General features: G+C 42.0%; 14 protein-coding genes and 1 rRNA gene. 13 read left to right on the top strand and 2 right to left on the bottom strand.

Going from position 1 to position 20891, the window contains the following annotated elements; translation table 11 throughout:
• Nucleotides 1-81 precede the first annotated feature (81 nt).
• The 6 genes from ACYVE4_RS06015 to ACYVE4_RS05990 all read left to right on the top strand — a co-directional run bounded on the left by ACYVE4_RS06015 (nucleotide 82) and on the right by ACYVE4_RS05990 (nucleotide 7463).
• Nucleotides 82-1020, top strand: a complete 939-nt coding sequence (locus ACYVE4_RS06015) for a ring-cleaving dioxygenase (protein ID WP_460996076.1) — start codon at nucleotides 82-84, stop codon at nucleotides 1018-1020.
• 87 nt (nucleotides 1021-1107) lie between these two features.
• Nucleotides 1108-1758 (top strand): alpha/beta hydrolase, encoded by a 651-nt coding sequence (locus tag ACYVE4_RS06010; RefSeq protein WP_460996075.1) that lies wholly within the window; start codon nucleotides 1108-1110, stop codon nucleotides 1756-1758.
• Between the two features lie 10 nt (nucleotides 1759-1768).
• A complete protein-coding gene (locus ACYVE4_RS06005; RefSeq protein ID WP_157584116.1) occupies nucleotides 1769-2065 on the top strand; it encodes a muconolactone Delta-isomerase family protein in 297 nt (98 codons plus the stop codon).
• 191 nt (nucleotides 2066-2256) lie between these two features.
• Nucleotides 2257-2703: a barstar family protein gene (locus ACYVE4_RS06000; RefSeq protein ID WP_460996074.1), complete on the top strand. Its 447-nt coding sequence runs from the start codon at nucleotides 2257-2259 to the stop codon at nucleotides 2701-2703.
• Between the two features lie 101 nt (nucleotides 2704-2804).
• A complete protein-coding gene (gene mfd, locus ACYVE4_RS05995; protein ID WP_460996073.1) occupies nucleotides 2805-6161 on the top strand; it encodes a transcription-repair coupling factor in 3357 nt (1118 codons plus the stop codon).
• A gap of 39 nt (nucleotides 6162-6200) precedes the next feature.
• On the top strand, nucleotides 6201-7463 hold the full coding sequence (locus ACYVE4_RS05990) for an SUMF1/EgtB/PvdO family nonheme iron enzyme (protein ID WP_460996072.1): 1263 nt from the start codon (nucleotides 6201-6203) through the stop codon (nucleotides 7461-7463).
• 63 nt (nucleotides 7464-7526) lie between these two features.
• Here the strand turns inward: ACYVE4_RS05990 and ACYVE4_RS05985 are convergent, their stop codons facing one another.
• Nucleotides 7527-8237: a ComF family protein gene (locus tag ACYVE4_RS05985; protein WP_460996071.1), complete on the bottom strand. Its 711-nt coding sequence runs from the start codon at nucleotides 8235-8237 to the stop codon at nucleotides 7527-7529.
• A gap of 66 nt (nucleotides 8238-8303) precedes the next feature.
• Between ACYVE4_RS05985 and ACYVE4_RS05980 the strand changes: the two genes are divergently transcribed.
• From ACYVE4_RS05980 to ACYVE4_RS05960, 5 genes are all read left to right on the top strand, one after another.
• Complete coding sequence (locus ACYVE4_RS05980) at nucleotides 8304-8648, top strand: hypothetical protein (RefSeq protein WP_460996070.1); 345 nt, start codon at nucleotides 8304-8306, stop codon at nucleotides 8646-8648.
• An 18-nt stretch (nucleotides 8649-8666) separates the two neighbouring features.
• Complete coding sequence (locus ACYVE4_RS05975; protein WP_460996069.1) at nucleotides 8667-11969, top strand: DUF4175 family protein; 3303 nt, start codon at nucleotides 8667-8669, stop codon at nucleotides 11967-11969.
• Between the two features lie 143 nt (nucleotides 11970-12112).
• Nucleotides 12113-13975: a tRNA uridine-5-carboxymethylaminomethyl(34) synthesis enzyme MnmG gene (gene mnmG, locus ACYVE4_RS05970; protein WP_460996068.1), complete on the top strand. Its 1863-nt coding sequence runs from the start codon at nucleotides 12113-12115 to the stop codon at nucleotides 13973-13975.
• 47 nt (nucleotides 13976-14022) lie between these two features.
• Nucleotides 14023-14937 carry a class I SAM-dependent methyltransferase gene (locus ACYVE4_RS05965; protein WP_460996067.1) on the top strand — a complete coding sequence of 305 codons (915 nt, stop codon included), beginning with the start codon at nucleotides 14023-14025 and terminating at the stop codon, nucleotides 14935-14937.
• 486 nt (nucleotides 14938-15423) lie between these two features.
• Nucleotides 15424-17232 (top strand): tetratricopeptide repeat protein, encoded by a 1809-nt coding sequence (locus ACYVE4_RS05960; RefSeq protein WP_460996066.1) that lies wholly within the window; start codon nucleotides 15424-15426, stop codon nucleotides 17230-17232.
• Nucleotides 17233-17325: 93 nt separating this feature from the next.
• Here the strand turns inward: ACYVE4_RS05960 and thrC are convergent, their stop codons facing one another.
• Nucleotides 17326-18636: a threonine synthase gene (thrC, locus tag ACYVE4_RS05955; RefSeq protein ID WP_460996065.1), complete on the bottom strand. Its 1311-nt coding sequence runs from the start codon at nucleotides 18634-18636 to the stop codon at nucleotides 17326-17328.
• Nucleotides 18637-18837: 201 nt separating this feature from the next.
• Between thrC and pruA the strand changes: the two genes are divergently transcribed.
• Together pruA and ACYVE4_RS05945 are read left to right on the top strand one after the other, a co-directional pair.
• Nucleotides 18838-20469: an L-glutamate gamma-semialdehyde dehydrogenase gene (gene pruA / locus ACYVE4_RS05950; RefSeq protein ID WP_460996064.1), complete on the top strand. Its 1632-nt coding sequence runs from the start codon at nucleotides 18838-18840 to the stop codon at nucleotides 20467-20469.
• 332 nt (nucleotides 20470-20801) lie between these two features.
• Nucleotides 20802-20891 (top strand): 16S ribosomal RNA (locus ACYVE4_RS05945); the annotation flags it as partial.

The following is a 20891-nucleotide window of genomic DNA, read 5'->3' as shown; positions in this document are numbered from 1 at the left end:
ACTTTAAAAATTAAATGTATATACATCAAATGTTATTACATTTAATTCAGAATTCATTTTAACCTCTTACTTTTTACGCATATGGAAACGCTCATAAATGGTCTTCATCACGTTACTACCCTTGCTGGCGATACCCAACGCAATGTTGACTACTATACAGATATACTCGGACTTCGTCTGGTTAAGAAAACGGTTAACTTCGATGCGCCTGATGTATACCATTTATACTACGGCAACGAAACAGGTTCACCAGGCACCATCCTGACATTCTTTCCTTATGGTGATTTGCCACGCGGTCGTAAGGGTGTTGGGCAGTTAACGTATACGGCGTTTTCAGCTCCAATCGCTTCGCTCAGTTTCTGGATGGATCGTTTACATGCACGCAACATTCCTTATGCTGGTCCTTACAAACGCTTCGATGAAACATACATCCGATTTGAGGATTTTGATGGCATGGGCATTGAACTCGTGTTCACAGACGAAGATAGCCGACCCGGTTGGGACAATGGAAAAATTCCAGCTCAATACGCTGTTCGTGGTTTTCATACTGTTACATTGAATGAGTTGAAAATTGATCGAACCGTCAAACTTCTAACGGATACGATGCAGCACACATTGGTAGGAGAGGAGGAAGGCCGGTTCCGGTTTAAAGCTGGTGATGGCGGTCCTGGAAACTTTGTAGACGTTTTATATTCTCCCAAGGATGTACATGCGTTGCAAGGAGCTGGTTCCGTACACCACGTTGCTTTCTCGACGAGTACAGACGAAACCCAGGTAATGATTCAACAACAATTATCGGAGGCTGGTTATCATGTTACGCAAGTGCTAGATCGTAATTATTTTAACAGTATCTACTTCCGCGAACCCGGTGGTATTTTGTTTGAAGTCGCTACGAATCCTCCAGGCTTTGCTGTTGACGAACCAGTTTCAGAATTGGGTACTGCGTTAAAATTACCTCCACAATATGAACCACGTCGCGCCAAAATTGAAGCTGAACTTCCACAGATAATTGTTCGCTAAACTAGAAACGTATTCGATTTACAATGGCTGATTAAAGATGGCGAGTTACTCCGCTATCGTAAATCGAATACTGAATTTCTTACTGCTATGAGACACAACCCTAACAATATTCGTATGGCTGGCAAGCCTTTAGAGGAGGCCACTAAAGTCATGATTATGGTTCATGGTCGAGGTGGTTCGGCGCGAGATATTTTGTCCTTATCAGAGTATATTCAGGACAAAGATTTTGCCTTCGTCGCACCCGAAGCTTATAATAATACATGGTACCCTTATTCCTTTCTGAGACCCTTTGAAGAGAACGAGCCTTACCTGTCTTCGGCACTCGAAACGCTTGCGAGTATTCGTGCCCGACTGCAAGCTGATTTCAATTTCAAACTACCTCAAATTTACTGGCTGGGGTTCTCTCAAGGAGCTTGTCTTGCACTCGAATTCGTTGCCCGAAATCCATCAGAATACGGTGGTGTTTTTGGACTCAGTGGCGGTTTGATTGGCCCGCCAGAAACGGTTAGAAATTACGATGGGACCTTAGAAAATACACCGATTTTTTTGGGATGTAGTGACACCGATCCGCACATTCCGATGGAACGGGTTTTAGAATCGGAGCGTATTTTTCAACAGATGGGTGCACGGATTACAACGAAATTATATTCAAATTTTCAGCACACAATCAACGAAGATGAGCTAAACATTGTTAATTTGCTATTAGCCGGAAATCAACCACAACCGGCGAGTACTTAACAAAAAGCCTATGAGTCAATACATGGTTGAATTTGATTTGCCAGCTGTCATGGATGAAGGTTTTGAAAATCGGATTCCTGCCCAACGGCTCAAAGTAGAAGAGCTTATGGAGAAAGGCTTCTTACTATCATATTCACTTTCCATCGATCGACAAAAACTCTGGTGTATTTTTAAAGCGGATTCGGAGCTGGAAGTTATGGAGTCGATATCAGAATTTCCGCTCATAAAATACATGACCCCAATGATCACCGAGTTGATGTTTCATAATATGGTTGCCGCACGAATACCCCTATTTTCGTTGAACTGATCTAATCGTGAAACCCTCTAAAAAGAGGGTTTTTTATTGCTATGCTAATTGCACTATCTCTTTAGCATTTTGCTAAAAACACGTAAGTAACCAGGGTTTAACTGGTTACATATAATTACAAGTCACTGATAATCAAGTTTCACGTGGAACACGCTTCGAATCTAAAATCCACGATTTAGTACAATGAACCCATGAACCCAAACGTACTTCTCTGTCAGTCTGAACAAGAATTAGCAGACCATTTTTTCAAAGATTTTATTGTTCACATCGACGGCAAAAAGGTAATTACCCTGAGGCAGTTCTATGAAGAGATCGCCGACTTGCTGGAGATTTCAGATTTCGGTTTTAACATCGAATCGCTGAGTGATGCGCTCAATGACTTACAATGGTTAGACGAAAATCGGATCGTTTTCTACTTCACGAACACGGTTGAACTAATCAGTAAAGAGCGAGATCCGGCAAAGCTTGGCGCCTTATTTAGTATGCTGGATGCAACTGCCGAAGATTGGAAATGGGTAAGCGAAGAAGAAGAAATCGACCAAAAAGAAATCATACTAGTATTCGAAGATAGTCCGCGAATCCGAAAATTGCTGGACGTTGATGGCATCAAATATACGCCAATTTCTGAATTGAAATAGGGGAGGAGAAGCAACAAATTTTCAAAATATTCTGTTACCAATACGTGCCGCGGGAATGTCCTTCCAGCGGTTTTTCGTGTTTACCAATAACCTGAATTCAATTGAAACCAGATGAGTTGCTCGGCCTATATGCCGACGATACGTATATAAAATTATTGGCTGAACCATTAACCCAAAAGCCACCTTTCAAGGAACCTCAACGCATCCAAATCAAAGGGATTGCGGGAAGTTTAGATGCTGTAGTTGCATCGGCAATTTTTAAGTCGGTGGGCGGGAATCATCTATACATTCTATCCGATCGGGATGAAGCAGCCTATTTTTTTAATGACTTACAAAATCTGTTAAGCCGGGAAATTTTATTGTTCCCAATGTCGTATAAAAAGCCGTATCAATACGAAGAAATTGAGAACGCCAATGTATTGATGCGGGCAGAAGTACTGAATAAATTAAACCCAGCTCCGAAAGATGGCCTGCTGATGGTGACCTATCCAGAAGCACTTTTTGAAAAAGTAATCAACAAGCGATCCTTACAGGCGAATACGCTGACAATTCGAAAGGGGGAAAAATTAGATACAGGATTCGTAGCGGAATTGCTTCAAACGTATGAGTTTGAGAAGACCGATTTTGTTTACGAGGCCGGACAATTTTCAGTACGAGGTGGAATCATAGATGTCTTTTCGTTTGCGAGTGAGTTCCCGTTTCGGATTGATCTGTTCGATGATGAAGTTGAAAGCATTCGCAAATTCAATCCGGAATCTCAGCTATCGACAGATGCTGTTGAATTTATCAATATCATCCCGAATATTCAGACTAAGCTCATTGAAGAAACTCGCGAACCGTTTTTCAATTTCTTACCAGCCGATACGAATATCTGGGCAAAAGATATCGAATTCACCCTTGAGATCATTGAGAAGTGTTACGAGAAAGCTGAGCAAAGCTTTGCATCAATCGTGGCCAGTAGCGGAGGTATTCAAGTTGTTTCCAATCCAGCTGAATTGTTTGAAACACGTCGATCGTTTCTGAACGACTTAAAGCAATTCCGGACGATTGAGTTTGGTCGGAAATTTTACTTTAAAACAGAAGGTAAACTTCAGTACACGTCAAAGCCGCAGCCTTCCTTTAACAAGGATTTCAAGCGACTGATTGATACGTTAGGCGATAATCAGGCAAAGGGTTTCACAAATATTATTGCCGCCGAGTCGTTCAAACAGCTGGACCGTTTGCGAACTATCTTCGAAGAGCTTGATCCGTTCGTAAAATTCCAGCCGATGAATATTGGCTTGCGAGAAGGATTCATTGACGATATACTCAAAGTCGCCTGCTTTACGGATCACCAGATTTTTGATCGGTATTATAAATATAAGGTCCAGGATAAATTCTCAAAGTCGAAAGCTTTAACGCTTCGGGAATTAAAGACACTTCAACCGGGCGATTATGTTACACACGTCGATCATGGTATAGGGCGGTTTGCAGGTCTGGAAAAAGTTGATCATGCCGGTAATGAGCAAGAGGCAATTCGGCTAATTTATCGAGATAACGACATTCTACTAGTCAGTATCCACAGCCTTCATAAAATTGCCAAATATAGTGGCAAAGAAGGTGGGCCACCTGTGATGAGTAAGCTGGGTTCTCAGGAATGGGAGAATAAAAAATCAAGAATTCGGAAACAGGTTAAGGAGATTGCAAGAGAGTTGATCGCACTCTATGCCAAGCGTCGGACAGCACCGGGGTATGCTTATAGTCGAGATAGTTTTCTTCAAGCAGAATTGGAATCTTCCTTTCTTTATGAAGACACGCCCGATCAGGCAAAAGCTACGAATGATGTAAAAGATGATATGGAAAAGCCACACCCAATGGATCGATTGGTCTGTGGAGATGTTGGTTTTGGTAAGACGGAGGTAGCAATCCGAGCTGCTTTTAAAGCGGTTACTGATAATAAACAGGTAGCGATTCTTGTACCAACGACTATTCTGGCTATGCAGCATTTTAAAACGTTTAGCGAGCGTCTGGCCGATTTCCCTGTCAAAATTGATTATATAAATCGGTTTCGCTCTGCCGCACAAATAAAAGATATTCTAAAAGGTACAGCATCTGGTGAGATTGGAATTTTGATCGGTACTCACCGAATTGTCAATAAAGACATTAAATTCAAAGATTTGGGGTTGTTGATTATTGACGAAGAGCAAAAGTTTGGCGTAAAAACCAAAGACCGATTGAAAGAATTGCGCGTGGAAGTCGATGTGCTTACGCTTACTGCTACACCGATCCCGCGTACCTTGCATTTTTCGCTAATGGGCGCTCGTGACTTATCGGTCATAGCGACTCCGCCACCGAATCGTCAACCCGTTACAACCGAAATACATGTCTATAATGAAGCGACAGTTCGTGATGCTGTAAGCTATGAGCTTCGTCGGGGAGGACAAGTTTTCTTCGTTCACAATCGGGTAAGTGATATTGAATCCATTGGAAACTTGATTATGCGCCTTGTACCGGAAGCCCGAGTCGGCGTTGCGCATGGGCAAATGGAGGGAGATCGGCTCGAGCGAATTATGACTAGATTTATTGAAGGTGACTATGATGTATTAGTATCCACCAATATCATCGAATCGGGGCTGGATATTCCCAATGCGAATACAATTTTGATCAATAATGCGCATTATTTCGGCATGTCTGATCTGCACCAAATGCGGGGTAGGGTAGGGCGTTCGAACCGCAAAGCCTTCTGTTATTTATTGACTCCACCGCCAACTGTACTGACAGCCGATGCCCGAAAACGACTCCAAACACTTGAGGATTTTTCTGATTTGGGAGAAGGTTTTAAAATTGCGATGCGCGATTTGGATATTCGTGGTGCAGGGAATTTATTAGGTGCGGAGCAGACTGGATTTATCAATGATCTCGGATTTGAGATGTACCATAAAGTACTTGACGAAGCTGTTCAGGAATTGCGCGAAAATGAGTTTAAAGACTTATTTGAAACGAAGCCGGGTGATCTAAAAATAGCCTTGCCTGACACGGTCATTGAAACAGATTTACAGGTGGTTATCCCTGAACGATATGTTTCCAATATATCGGAGCGATTAGCGTTATATACTCGGTTGGATAGCCTGGATAATAATGAAGAACTACAGGCATTTCGACAGGAAATAATGGACCGATTTGGCCCATTACCGGAAGAAGTAGAAAATCTTATTAAGATGGTCAATGTTCGGTGGAAAGCTGAGCATTTATACCTTGAAAAACTGACAATTAAGAATAATATCCTGAAAGGATACTTCGTTTCTAACGGGAACGACGACTTCTTCAGATCTGACCAATTTGGCAAGGTAATTGAGTATATCAAGCGAAACCCGACCAAATGTTCACTGAAAGAATCGAAGGGACGACCCATATTTACCCATACCGACGTATTTTCAGTTGAACAATTGGATGAAATATTGGGCGCGATGACGAATTAAATCCGATTTTTGCACCTACGTTTTACACAAAATAGAGCAATGATTCAAAAGTATCACCTGCAACGAGCGGCTTATGTATTGTTGGCTACGGCAGCCCTTGCATCCTGTAAGCCCAAGCACCCGACCAGTGTGCAACCCGGTAAGAAGAGTACGGCAACTGGTATTGCTTATAACCAGAAAGATGGTTTTCAGGTAAAGAAATTTGCAGGACAGAAAGCTGGTCCAAACTTGGTATTCATTGAAGGAGGCCGATTTACGATGGGTGCTCTTGAAGAGGATGTGATGAATTCTCGCGATAACCGTGAGCGTACCGTTTCAATTCAGTCCTTTTATATGGACGAAACCGAAATGGCAAACGTCCACTACCTCGAATATCTGAACGCAATCACACGCGATTCTTCGGAGGAAGTTGTAACGCGGGCGTTGCCAGATACAACGGTTTGGGCAAACCCACTTTCATTTAATGATTCTTACGTCACGCAGTACCTTCGCTACCCAGCTTTCCGCTATTATCCAGTAGTGGGTGTATCCTGGGAGCAGGCAACGGACTATGCTACCTGGCGCTCGGATGCTGTAAATAATGAACTGGCAAAAGGTGGTGCTCCAAAGAAAAAAGGTGGTGGATTTTCGTTGAAGCGGAAATCGAAAAAAGCAGAAGATCCAGCATTGGCCGAAGCAACGGCGTCGACAACTCCGACAAAACCAAGCCTGGAAAGTGGTATGGTTTTGCCAGATTATCGCCTACCAACAGAAGCTGAATGGGAATATGCAGCAAAAGCGCTGATTGGAACGCAATACATGGACGAGAATCAAATCAATCAGCGAATCTATCCTTGGGATGGTTCGTCGGTTCGAAATCCTAAGAAAGGCCGTAAACAAGGTCAGATGTTGGCGAACTTCAAACGTGGTCGTGGAGACTACGCTGGTATAGCTGGCAAATCAAACGATGGCGCTATCATTACAGCTGAAATTTATGCGTATCCAGCCAATGATTTTGGATTGTATAATATGGCTGGTAATGTGAATGAATGGGTAATGGACGTGTACCGTCCGCTATCTTACCAGGATGTAAATGACCTTAACCCAGTGCGTCGAAACGGTTATCTTGATGATGCGCAGAAATATGATACAAAAAATAAGCAATCGCTTATTGATGATAAATTACGTGTCTACAAAGGCGGTTCCTGGAACGATGTAGCTTACTGGCTATCACCTGGTACTCGTCGATTCTTAGCTCAGGATTCTGCAACAGCAATGATTGGTTTCCGATGTGCCATGATTGGCGTAGGTCGGAATAAATAAAAGTAAAAAATTGATCAAAAATGGGCGTTCAGAAATGGACGCCCATTTTTGATTGCCATCAACTTATTGACCCGCTACAGCTAAGGTTACCACATGAACTGATTTACACCCCGCTTTCAGCAGTTCGATTGTACAAGCTTCAAGAGTAGCACCAGTTGTCAATACATCGTCAACCATCAAAATATTCTTACCAAGAACCGCTTCTCGATCCACGACAGAAAATACTGTTTTTACATTGTCCCAACGATCAAGCCGATTTTTGTGCGTTTGTGAATCTTTAAATTTCCTACGAATTAATACATCATTACGAGCGGGAATCTCTAACGATTCGGCGAAACCATCAGCAATCCAATCCGCTTGATTATAACCTCGTTGCTGCAACCGACTAGCATGCAACGGAACACCAAGAATCACGTCTATTTCATTGATCAGTGGACATTCTGATTTTAGCTGATGTCCATACCAGGAAGCAATCTCCTTCGCTGCTTCCTTTTGCCCATTGTACTTGATTTGATGAATTAGCTTTTGAACAACACCACCTTTGCTGTAGTACAGGTAAGACGATAAAAATTGAATAGGCACTTTTCCGGCAAACTTATTGAGGAGATTTTGGTCGTAAGGTTCGCAATGTTGGCCTGTTTCAGGAAGATGAATTCGGCAGGAAGTACAGAGAACTTTTTCATTCGCCCCTAACGATTGTCGACAACCTAAACATAAGCTAGGGAACAGTAAATCAATAAAATCAACAAAGGCTGTCTGGATAAATCGAAACATGGCAAACTTTCGTTAGATAATCGTAAATACTTGTAATTTAGAGAGAAGAATATTTGGCTGCGCGTTATGGAAGACAAAAGTATAGATAAAGAATGGGAAGAGTTACTTAATCAGCTACAGCAATTAATCGGCAAGCGTCCGGCTGATCTGAATGCGGTACTTTTTCTAATAGGCGTGCAAGAGTTGGGCAAAGGCCCTAAACGATTTTCAAAAGAGGCAAAACAGGATTTAATGCACATTGCTGTTTGCAGCGTATTAAGTCCGGCCGGGTATTATGTATTCGAGGGATATGATAAGGACGATTGGCCTAAGTGGACATTAACAAAGCCAATTCCACACGGAGACCTGCTAGCACAGGAGACTTTCTTAAAACAACATATTATTCACTATTTCGAGACACTCTCTGTTTAACGACTCAATCTGAATTCTATGCAATCATCAGTCGCCTATACAACCCTGTTGCACCGAATAGACGAGTATAAAAAGCGCTACTTTCAAAACCAATTGGTGAAAGGCAGCCTGTTTTTTATAGCCCTATTAGGCAGTGGTTATCTGCTAATCAACACAGCTGAATTTATTGGTCGATTTAATTCAGCTGGCAGAGGGGCCTTATTTTTTGGCTTCTTATTATCCGTTTTAGCTGGACTATATTTATTCATCGTTCGACCGCTGATGAGTCTTTACGGGCTTAACAAGCCGCTGTCAAATGATGAAGCTGCTCGCCAGATTGGTACATTTTTTCCTGAAGTAGGAGATAAGCTTTTAAACACGCTTCAGCTTCAACGGCTCTCTTCAGCACAGGAAGATTTACTTCAGGCAAGCTTAAATCAGCGCTCTCAGCAATTGTTGATAAATCGATTTGCCAATGCAATTCAGATTAGTCGTAACCGGCAATTCCTGAAATACGCGATTCCTCCGCTTGCTTTAATCCTGGTTATTCTACTAATAAATCCGGCGTTTTTTACCAAGTCATCTACCCGGATTGTCAATTACGATCAGGATTTTGTTGAGGAAGCTCCCTTTCAATTTGTGATTCAAAACAAATCGATGCAGGCGTTTCGCAATGAAGATTTCCCACTATCCGTTAAGCTGACCGGTGATGCAATCCCGCAAGCTGTCTATGTTGTAGCCAATGGCACTCGCTTTAAACTCGATCAGACTGGCGATAAATTCACCTATAATTTTGACAATCTACAACGTGATCTAGACTTTCGACTTGAAGCGGCTGGCTTTAATTCGCCTGCTTACAAAGTCACTCTAATAGATCGCCCAGCGGTTTTATCATTCAATGTCCGACTCGATTATCCGGGTTATTTGAACAAACCAACTGAGCAACTTTCAAACGTGGGCAACCTATTAGTACCACAGGGAACCGTTGTCAACTGGGAATTTGCGGCTGACCATACAGACTCATTATTATTTCGATTTAACACGGACGCCAAGCCTGTAGCAGCTCGATTGGTTGATGATAATACCTTCGAACTAAACCGTCGATTGATGCAGAACGCCGTATACACAGTGTCTCTTAAAAATGGGCAAGTTTCGGCTCCGTCTACGATTCAATATAATGTTCAGGTGATTCCGGATCGCTACCCACAAATCTCCGTAGATCGAATTCAGGACACCGTCACGTATAATTATATTGCCCTTTCGGGTCTAGTTTCAGATGATTATGGCTTCTCGAAACTGAAGCTAAATTATAAGATCATCCGAGCTGGCCAGTCTTCTCCACAGTTCACGAAAGACATTCCTGTCAACCGTTCAACCACTTCTCAGAACTTCGTTTATAACTGGTCGCTGGATAGTTTGAAGTTAGGGCAGGAGGATCGTTTAGAATATTTCGTTCAGGTTTGGGATAACGACGGGGTGAATGGACCAAAGTCAAGTCGCTCTAATCAATTGAATTTCGTTGTCCCATCCAGTGCAGAAATCCAAAAGCAAGTCGATAAATCGGCTGAAAAAACCGAGCAGCAGATCGACAATGCGCTAAGCAAAACACAAGCGATCAAGAATGAATTGAACCAAATGGAAGACCGGATGCGCACGAAAAAGTCCTCCGATTTCCAGGATAAAAAGCAACTCCAAGACGTACTTCAGAAGCGTGAAGAGTTGCTGAAAGAGATTCAGAAGTTGCAAGAGCAGTTCCAGAAAACGAACGAAACCCAACAACGTTTTGCGGATAAAAACCAGCAGATGCAGGACAAGTTAGATCAGCTTCAAAAGCTATTTAACGAATTACTCGATCCTGAATCGAAGCAACTGTACGAGCAGTTGAAGCAACTCCTCGAGCGCAAGCAGGACGAGAAAGCTTCAGATGTATTGAACAAATTAAATAAGAAAGAGCGCAATCTAGAACGTGATCTTGACCGGGCTTTGAAGTTGTTCAAGCAAATGCAGCTAGAGCAAAAGGTGAATAACATTGCCGAGAATCTAGAGAAGCAGGCTGAGAATCTAGAGAAACAGGCTGAAGAAAACGCCAAGAAAAATGAGACAACTCAGGATCAACAGAAGCAACAGGAGAAGTCTCAGGAGGATTTTAAGAAAACAGAAGAGCAGTTGAAAGAGCTCGAACAGCAAGCGGAGAAGGAAGATTTGAATAAGCCTGAAACTTCGGAAGAAGACCAGAAGGATATCGAGAAAGAGATGGAGGAAGCGGCCAAAAATATGAAAAGTAATCAAGGCAAGCAGGCTGCTCAAAAACAGCAGAAGTCTGCTAAATCCATGCGTCAGATGAGTAAGAATATGAAGGAATCTATGGAATCCGCTGAGATGAAAGAGATGCAGGAAAACATGGATGACCTTCGAAATATCTTGGATAATCTGATAACCCTCTCGTTTGGACAGGAGCGTGTGATGAAAGATTTCCGGGGAATGAGCCTGCAAGATCCGCGCGTTACCAAGCTTTCTCAGGAACAATTGAAACTTCAGGACGACGCAAAAATCATCGAAGATAGCTTAAATGCTTTAGCTAGTCGGGTAGTTCAAATCCAATCATTTGTGACTCGTGAGCTAACGAATATGAAATCATATATGGACGAAAGCGTTCAGCAATTACGCGAACGTCGTCTGAGTATGGCTTCATCGAAACAACAATTTGCTATGACATCAATCAATAACCTCGCCTTGATGTTGAGTGATGTATTGAAAAATATGCAGCAGCAAATGAATGCGATGGCAATGCCAGGAAAGGGTAAGGGAAGTAAGAAAGGGCAGAAACCAGGTGGAGCGGGAGAGATGCAAGAAAAGCTCAACGCAAAAATGCAACAAATGCAGAAAGGCGGAAAAACGGGTCGAGGCCTTTCCGAAGAACTATCGCAAATGGCAGCTGAACAGGCAATGATTCGTCAGATGTTGAAGAAAATGGAGGAAAATGCCAAAGGAACTGAAGCCGGAAAAGCGCAGGAAAAGCAGATAAAAGACTTAATGGAAAAGATGGATGAGTCTGAAACAGACCTGGTGAATAAGCGCGTGAATCAGAATCTCATCAATCGTCAGAACGAAATCTTGGTGCGGTTGCTTGAATCCGAAAAAGCGTTGAAGCAACAGGAAGAAGATCCAAAACGTCAGGCAGAAGCTGCAAAAACAACAAAACGTGCGACTCCTGCTTTCTTTGATTCAACCAATCTTCAGAATAAAACAAAGCAAGTTGAAGTGCTTCGTTCTGTAACGCCTAATTACAATCTCTTCTATAAGAAAGAAGCGAACCAATATTTGCAGAAGGTAAGTAAGTAATAGTTTACCACACACTTAAACCGCTGACTTGGCACGAAGGTCAGCGGTTTTTTGTTGCATTTTCATCAAAGGTTTAACATTCTCACAACTTTCAACAATTTTGTAAAAAGTTTCACGTGGAAACTTTTGCAGAAATCTTTAAAATGTATTCTTCATACGACATCATTGTAGTAGGAGCAGGGCACGCCGGATGTGAAGCAGCAAGTGCAGCAGCCACAATGGGCTCACGAGTTCTACTGATTACAATGAACATGCAAACCATTGCTCAAATGTCCTGCAATCCAGCAATGGGCGGAGTAGCAAAAGGACAAATTGTTCGCGAAGTAGATGCGCTAGGCGGAATGTCTGGTATTATCAGCGACAAGAGCATGATTCAATTTCGAATGCTTAACCGCTCAAAAGGGCCAGCAATGTGGAGTCCTCGTTGCCAAAGCGATCGGAATTTATTTGCCTGGGAATGGAGAAAAGCATTAGAAGAAAATAGAAATGTTGATTTTTGGCAGGATACTGTAAATGAAGTCATCGTAAAAGATGGACGAGCTGTTGGCGTAAAAACAAGTTTAGGCATAGAATTCTCCGCAAAATCTGTTGTCTTAACGAACGGTACATTCCTCAATGGACGAATGTTTATTGGCGAAAAAGTTTTTGGCGGAGGACGAACAGCTGAACGAGCAGCCACAGGTTTAACTGAGCAACTAGTCAGTTTAGGCTTTGAATCAGGGCGAATGAAAACTGGAACACCTCCACGAGTAGATGGACGAAGTCTGCACTACGACATCATGGAGGAACAATTAGGAGATGAAAAACCAGGTAAATTCTCCTACACGGATACGCCAATCCTGACCAAACAACGAAGCTGTTGGATAACCTATACGAATCAGGCTGTCCATGATGAGCTAAAAACTGGATTCGAAAAATCGCCCATGTTCACTGGTCGAATCAAAGGGTTAGGCCCTAGATATTGCCCATCTGTAGAGGATAAAATAAATCGTTTTGCCGATAAAGATCGCCACCAGATTTTCGTAGAGCCAGAAGGATGGGATACAGTCGAGGTATATGTGAATGGTTTTTCGACTTCGTTACCAGAAGATGTGCAGTACAATGCGCTCAGAAAAATTCCCGGATTTGAAGATGTGCGAATGTTCAGACCAGGATATGCAGTCGAATATGATTTCTTTCCACCAACACAATTAAAGCCAACGCTGGAAACTCAGTTGGTAAAAAATCTATTCTTTGCTGGCCAGATTAATGGTACAACTGGATATGAAGAAGCAGCCTGTCAAGGTTTAATGGCAGGTATAAACGCGCATCGGAATGCATTCGAAGAAGAGGAGTTTACCATCAAACGGTCGGAAGGATATATCGGCGTTTTGATTGATGACCTAATAACCAAAGGGACTGAAGAGCCTTATCGGATGTTCACGTCGAGAGCAGAGTATCGCACATTACTACGTCAGGACAATGCTGATTTGCGACTAACTGAAAAAGGGTACGCCATTGGTTTAGCCTCTCAGGAACGTTATGATGCGATGGTCAGAAAGCGGAATGGCGTTGCTGAATTATCGGAAATGATCCGAGCAACGAAAGTTAAACCAGAAGAAATTAATCCTTGGCTGGAGACAAAAGCAAGTTCTCCTATACGTGAAAAGGGTAGTTTATATACACTTCTAAAGCGCCCCGAAATTGAACAGAATGTTGTGAATGAACTTCTAAAATTCATTCCTGATTTACCGAGTGGGGTAGGGGAGGAGATAATCGAACAAACGGTTATCGAAATCAAGTATGAAGACTACCTAAATCGAGAGAAACAAAATGCTGAAAAGCTCGACAAATGGGAAAATCTAGCCATCAATCCAGCCTTCGATTATGATCGATTGAAAGCACTTTCCTTTGAAGGAAAAGAAAAATTGAAGCGTCTGCGCCCAGCTACAATTGGTCAGGCATCGCGAATTAGTGGGGTTAGTCCATCTGATGTTTCGATTCTGTTAGTATATATGGGTCGATAATTTTTATTGATACGGGCTACTATTCTGTTGGAGTAGTAGCCCTTTTTTTGTTCTCATTTTCAAAATCTCATTTCATAGCGTTGGAAACAGTAAGCTCCTGCCCAGTCTGCGGCAGCAATACATTTAGTCCATTTTTAATCTGTAAAGATTATTTGGTAAGTCAACAGGACTTCGTAATTGTTCAATGCAAGCAATGTGGTTTTCGTCTGACAAACCCTCGGCCGGATGAAGCATCGATAGGAGTCTATTATAAATCAGATCAGTATGTTTCACACAATGATGAAAGCAGTGGGTTGATAAATACGGCTTACAGATTAGTTCGAAAGTATACACTAAAATCAAAGCTAAATCTGATCGATAAACTGAATGGCGGAAAGGGGCGAATCTTAGATGTGGGATGTGGGACAGGTGCATTTCTGGAAAGTTGTAAAGAAAGTGGTTGGCAAACAGTGGGAATGGAACCTGACAACGATGCCCGAGCAATAGCCATCAAAAAACTTCAAAGCGATATCCAGCCAAATCTAGCTAGCCTATCAGGAGCTGAGCCTTTCAATATTATTACCCTGTGGCATGTGCTCGAACACGTAGCCGACCTTAACAATACAATCGAGCAGCTCCATCAATTACTTGCGGAAAAGGGGACACTATTAATTGCAGTTCCAAATTCAGATTCCTACGATGCCGAGTACTTCAAGCAATACTGGGCTGCCTATGATGTACCCCGACACTTACATCATTTTACCCCCTCGACAATAGAGCCATTGTTTAAGAAGCATGGATTTACTCTGGTGGGAAAGAAGCCAATGGTGTTCGACGCATTCTATATCGCCATGCTGAGTACACGCTACCAAACAGGGAAGACGGACTATCTGAAAAGCGTTCAGGTGGGATTAACCTCAAATAATAGAGCCGGTCGAACCGGAAATTCCTCTAGTCAGATATACCTGTTCAAAAGGGCATAATAATTGTACTATACCCATTACAAGTTGCCTTCTACATACCTGTCAGGTAAAGGTCTATTCTAAATTAAAAAAGTTAAAGTTTTCTGTGAATAACTATGTGCATAAATAGGCTATGCTCGTGGAAAACATGTTTATAAGCTACAGAGTTAATGTGGATGAGGAAGGCAGTAATCCACATTGCTTTTTGAGAAGCCGATTTCTGTGGAAAATAGGCAACATATCACGATCAATTCCACACATTTTCCCCACTCAAAATTGTGTATAGAATTTATGCACAAATCCACACAGAGTGAACACACAATTTGTGGATAAAATGTTATTTACTTAAAAATGAATATATTAGAAGTGGATAACTAAAGAAATACTTGTGGATATCTTCATTATCTTATCCACATTGTGTAACTTCAAGAGTGGACAACTTATTTGTTCACATTTCCACACAGCTAATGGTTATAATAACGTTTCTTTTTAAAAGAACTTTATAAAATGTTAATAAGGTCAAAAGTCATTATTGCACTATTGTGGGTGTCGTCGGTCGGACTGGCTTGGGGGCAAGGTGGAGCCACATTGGCCGAGGAATATTATAAAGCTGGCGAGTTTGACAAAGCGGCAAATGAATACGCCAAATTGTTGAAGACCGAAGTAACGTGGGAGCGGTTGTCACGATACGTGACCAGTTTACAAAAAAGTAACAAGTCAGAAGATGCGATCAAGTATCTGAAGAAGCAGCAACGAAGTGACGAAGCGAACCGATCGTTCTATGAAATCCTGACTGGCCAGCTGGCAACACAGCAGGGCGATACGGTTCAGGCAAAAACGCAATATGCTGCCGCGCTACAATCAGGCAAGTCATCGATTCCAAAACTCGAAAAGATTGCATCGGCCTTTAATGAAGCCGGAGAGTCGCGCTGGGCGATTAAAGCGCTCGAAACGGCACGAGAGGTCAGTAAGGAGCCAACGGCTTACAGCGAGGATTTAATGGCCTTATATCGGGCGACAGGTCAATCCGAAAAAGCAATTGATGAAATTATTACAACGGGTAAGCAGCCTGATAAAAAAGAAACTGTTTTAGCGGCTTTGCAAGGGTTTATCAACACAAAAGATGAACCGCTTGTGGAAAAAGCCTTGTACACGCGAATCCAGCAGGAACCAAACGAGCTTGCGTATAATGAATTGCTGATTTGGTATTTCGTTCAGAAACAAAAATTCAGTCGGGCGTTATTGCAGGAAAAAGCGACCGACAAACGACTGAAGCTAAATGGTAGCCGAGTGTATGATTTGGGTACACTCGCCATGAACAATAAGGAATACAAAACAGCTGCCGAAGCATTCGAATACATTGCAACGACTTATCCACAAGGACAGCTTTATCCATTTGCCCGACGATTAGTGATCAACGCGAGGGAAGAGCAGGTAAAAAATACCTATCCAATTGACAAGCTGGAAATCCGTAAACTCATCGGCGATTATCAACGGATGTTGCAGGAGATTGGAACAAATGTTAAAACCTTAGAGGCTCTACGAAGTACCGCAAATCTGTATGGAAATTACCTGGATAGCAAAGACACGGCCTTAACCGTACTGGATTTAGCCATAGATTTGGGTAAATCAGACCGGAATTTTGTTGATCGATGCAAACTCGATAAAGGAGACATTTATCTCTTAAAAGGTGAACCCTGGGAGTCTACCCTGTTGTATTCTCAAGTCGAAAAGTCGCAGAAAGAAGAATTATTGGGGTACGAGGCAAAGCTAAAGAATGCAAAACTTCAGTATTACAAAGGCAGCTTCGCCGTAGCGAAAGATCTTCTGGATGTATTAAAACTAGCCACTTCACGAGAAATCGCGAATGATGCTGAACAGTTAAGCCTCTTAATTGTGGATAATACAGGCATGGATAGTACCGAAGATGCAATGCGCTGGTATGCTGAGGTTGACCTGATGCTATTTCAGAATAAAACAGATGAAGCCATTGCAGCCCTGAATAAAATGCAGGCAAAATACGGTGACCATACAATTGCGGATGAGGTATTATGGCTTCGGGCAAATACATACATGAAACAGGGTAAGTATCCAGAGGCACTTGAAGATCTAAAAATGATCGTAGCAAAATACCCAAATGATATTTTAGGAGATGACGCTATGTTTACGCAGGGAAAAATATATGAAGAGCGTCTCAAAGATAAACAAGCTGCGATGGATGCATACCAGAAAGTACTGACTCAATATCCCGGAAGCATATATGGAGCTGAAGCCCGCAAACGATTTAGACTATTACGCGGTGACACCGTGAATTAGTATTGAAATCTTATCAAGTTATCCACAAAAAAGGCCTTATCCATGTGAATAAGGCCTTTTTTGTGGATAACTTACTGTAAATGTGAATTTCTTTCAGCCTACACTTTTTAGAAATGACTCTTTAAAAGCGCCATAATCGGCAGGAATAGAGATACTCTGTTTCGTTCGATTAGCCAAAAGAGCAAGACGTTCTGGAACGTCTATTTCCATTTCTAAAACTTCTTCGACCAACGGTTTGAATTTTGAAGGATGAGCCGTGGCAAGTGCGATACCAAAATAATCGTTTTCAGAAGCTCGTAAATAGGCTTGCATGCCCATAATTCCGATGGCAGAATGGGGGCAGGCTATATAATCATAAAGCTCATATATTCGCTTCATGCCGGCCCGAGTTTGATCATCGTCATAAAAATACCCCGAAACATTGTCCTTTAAACGATCAAAATCATCACCGTAGAGATGTTTCAATCGAACGAAATTGCTTGGATTACCAACATCCATCGCATTCGAAATCGTTGCTACAGAAGCTTTTGATTCGTAAATACCAGAATCAAGATAGGAGGGAACAATATGATTCAGATTTGTAGCGGCTACAAAATGCGCAACAGGCAAGCCCATTTGCTGCACCATAACGCCAGCACTTAAATTACCAAAATTGCCACTAGGTGTTGAAAACACAATAGGCTTCCCAAATTTCTTAGCTTGACTATAAGCTCGGACGTAATAAAAGCCTTGTGGTATGAGCCGGAAAATATTGATTGAATTGGCGGAGGAAAGCGATAATCGAGCATTCAAATCTGCATCAACAAACGCTTGTTTGACAATAGCCTGACAATCATCAAACGAACCATCAACTTCAAATGCCTGCACATTTCCACCCAATGTCGTTAGCTGCTTTTCCTGTAAATCACTGACACGACCACTGGGATATAAAATTGTCACTCGAATTCCTGGAACGTTATGGAATCCCATCGCAACGGCTCCACCTGTGTCTCCAGAAGTTGCTACCAAAATATGAACCTCCTTATCATTTCGTTTTGAAAAGTAGGACATTAATGCCGACATATACCGCGCTCCAACGTCCTTAAAAGCTAAAGAAGGCCCGTGAAATAATTCAAGAACAGCCGATTTACCTGGCTCCAGATACACAATGGGTGTATCGAACGAAAAAGCAGAATGCGTTAATTCCTCTAAATCTGCATCACTAATTTCGCCATCAAATAAAGCCTTACTGATCGAATAGCCAATATCAGCTAATGATTGGTTGGCAATGCGATTAAAGAATTCAGCACCTAAAACTGGTAAAGGTGTAGGCATATACAACCCTTTGTCATCAGGCATGCTGTGAAAAAGAGCTTCTTCAATGGTTACAGTTTTCTTCGGGCTGTTTGTGCTGTAAAAACGCATAAGGAAATCAAAATGAGGGTACAAAGAACGATAAATTGGCCCAATGAATCGAAAAGGAACTATTGAAATGTGGAAAACTATTGTGGAATAGTGGATAACTAGGTCAATCCGTAAATTTGTAATTCAATCACTTCGCAACGCGATGAGTCGTTTTCACAATCAGTTAATTAGAAAGGATTTGTCGTAAACTATTATTAATTTATGTCTCTCGGAATTTTTAATATCCCAACACCGGTTAACGAGCCAGTTAAAGAATACAGACCTGGTTCTCCAGAACGAAATGCTGTAAAGCAGGCGCTCGAGCAATTTCGATCTCAGGAAACAGATATTCCAATGGTTATCGGTGGAAAGGAGGTTCGCACAGATCGTAAACTGCGTGTAACACCCCCTCACGATCATCAACATACACTGGGTTATTTTTATGAGGGAGATGCAGAACACGTAAAACAGGCCATAGACGCAGCATTGTCGGCTAAAGAAAGTTGGGCAAATCTGTCATGGGAGAACCGAGCCAGTATTTTCCTCAAAGCGGCCGATCTACTTGCTGGCCCATACCGTGCTCGTATCAACGCAGCAACAATGCTCGGCCAATCGAAAAACGCGTACCAGGCTGAAATTGACTCTGCTTGTGAACTAATTGATTTTCTGCGATTTAATGTTCATTACGCTGACGAAATTTATCGGCAGCAACCAAATTCCTCTCCTGGTGTTTGGAATCGACTGGAGTATCGGCCACTCGAAGGATTTGTCTTTGCGTTGACTCCATTCAATTTTACAGCCATTGCAGGAAATCTACCAACATCGGCTGCATTGATGGGTAATACTGTAGTTTGGAAACCAGCTTATACGCAGGTTTTAGCAGCTAAAGTAATTATGGAGGTATTGCAGGAAGCAGGACTGCCTGATGGGGTAATTAACCTGATTTATATAGATGGACCAGTTGCCGGAGAAGTGATCTTCAATCACCCAGATTTTGCAGGAATTCATTTTACGGGCAGCACAGGCGTTTTTCAGAAAATCTGGAGCACAATTGGCTCGAATATCCACAAATACAAAAGTTATCCACGAATAGTAGGGGAAACCGGTGGAAAAGATTTCGTTTTAGTTCATGAATCAGCGAATGTGGATGAAGTCGCTGTCGGTTTAGTTCGTGGAGCCTTTGAATATCAGGGGCAAAAATGTTCAGCAGCTTCTCGTGCTTATATACCTTCGACGCTCTGGCCAGAAGTTGAAGCCAAGATTAAACAGTTCCTAGGCGAATTGAAAATGGGTGGTACAGAGGATTTTACCAATTTTATTAACGCAGTAATTGACGAAAGATCATTCTCGAAAATTACTAGCTACATAGATGAAGCGAAAAAAAGCGATCAGGTGAAAGTAATAGCAGGAGGGAATTACGACGGTTCGAAAGGGTATTTTATCGAACCAACCGTACTACAAGTGACTGATCCCGCATATCGAACGATGTGTGAAGAGATTTTTGGGCCTGTACTGTCAATCTATGTGTATGAGCCAGCAGATTTCGAAAATATTATCGAAATAGTAAATAACACATCACCTTATGCATTGACAGGTTCCATTTTTGCAAAGGATCGGTACATAGTTGATCACGTTTCACAGAAGCTAAAAAATGCTGCTGGCAATTTTTACATCAACGATAAACCAACTGGTGCTGTAGTTGGACAACAACCTTTTGGTGGAGCAAGAGCATCGGGTACAAATGATAAAGCGGGCTCAGCGTTGAATCTATATCGCTGGGTTTCAGCAAGAACGATCAAAGAAACGTTCGTTTCACCGAAACAATACGGATATCCATTTCTAGAAGCTGAATAATTTTTTTCAAATAAGGCTTGCGTTTAAAAACCAGAAAACATAATTTTGCACTCCCAAATCGAAGAGAAGGACAGGAGTTTAATAATATAACTATCTTTTTATCAACGAGTTAGTGGAAGATTAAAATAAAAATCTGATAAAATATTTTCGGATTTTTACTTGACAAAACAAAAAGAGTGCCGTACCTTTGCACTCCCAAATATAAGTAAGGCCAACAACGGTTGGCCGCCATCTCGAAAGAGAGAAAGTTCTTTGACGTATTGACATCAACAGGTTAGCACTAATTAAGGCTAAAAACACAGTGATTAACTGGTTTAGTCACACAATTATTTACGATGGAGAGTTTGATCCTGGCTCAGGATGAACGCTAGCGGCAGGCCTAATACATGCAAGTCGAACGGGCCGCAAGGTCAGTGGCAAAC

It is taken from the genome of Spirosoma harenae (assembly GCF_054776975.1).
The sequence above is the reverse complement of the archived record's forward strand: the minus strand, read 5'-3'. Positions and strand labels throughout refer to the sequence as shown.

Bases quoted from the DNA above. Each gene is read 5' to 3' on its own strand.
- ACYVE4_RS06015 (WP_460996076.1), top strand. From the start codon at position 82: ATGGAAACGCTCATAAATGGTCTTCATCACGTTACTACCCTTGCTGGC.
- ACYVE4_RS06010 (WP_460996075.1), top strand. From the start codon at position 1,108: ATGAGACACAACCCTAACAATATTCGTATGGCTGGCAAGCCTTTAGAG.
- ACYVE4_RS06005 (WP_157584116.1), top strand. From the start codon at position 1,769: ATGAGTCAATACATGGTTGAATTTGATTTGCCAGCTGTCATGGATGAA.
- ACYVE4_RS06000 (WP_460996074.1), top strand. From the start codon at position 2,257: ATGAACCCAAACGTACTTCTCTGTCAGTCTGAACAAGAATTAGCAGAC.
- ACYVE4_RS05990 (WP_460996072.1), top strand. From the start codon at position 6,201: ATGATTCAAAAGTATCACCTGCAACGAGCGGCTTATGTATTGTTGGCT.
- ACYVE4_RS05985 (WP_460996071.1), bottom strand. From the start codon at position 8,237: ATGTTTCGATTTATCCAGACAGCCTTTGTTGATTTTATTGATTTACTG.
- ACYVE4_RS05980 (WP_460996070.1), top strand. From the start codon at position 8,304: ATGGAAGACAAAAGTATAGATAAAGAATGGGAAGAGTTACTTAATCAG.
- ACYVE4_RS05975 (WP_460996069.1), top strand. From the start codon at position 8,667: ATGCAATCATCAGTCGCCTATACAACCCTGTTGCACCGAATAGACGAG.
- mnmG (WP_460996068.1), top strand. From the start codon at position 12,113: ATGTATTCTTCATACGACATCATTGTAGTAGGAGCAGGGCACGCCGGA.
- ACYVE4_RS05960 (WP_460996066.1), top strand. From the start codon at position 15,424: ATGTTAATAAGGTCAAAAGTCATTATTGCACTATTGTGGGTGTCGTCG.
- thrC (WP_460996065.1), bottom strand. From the start codon at position 18,636: ATGCGTTTTTACAGCACAAACAGCCCGAAGAAAACTGTAACCATTGAA.
- pruA (WP_460996064.1), top strand. From the start codon at position 18,838: ATGTCTCTCGGAATTTTTAATATCCCAACACCGGTTAACGAGCCAGTT.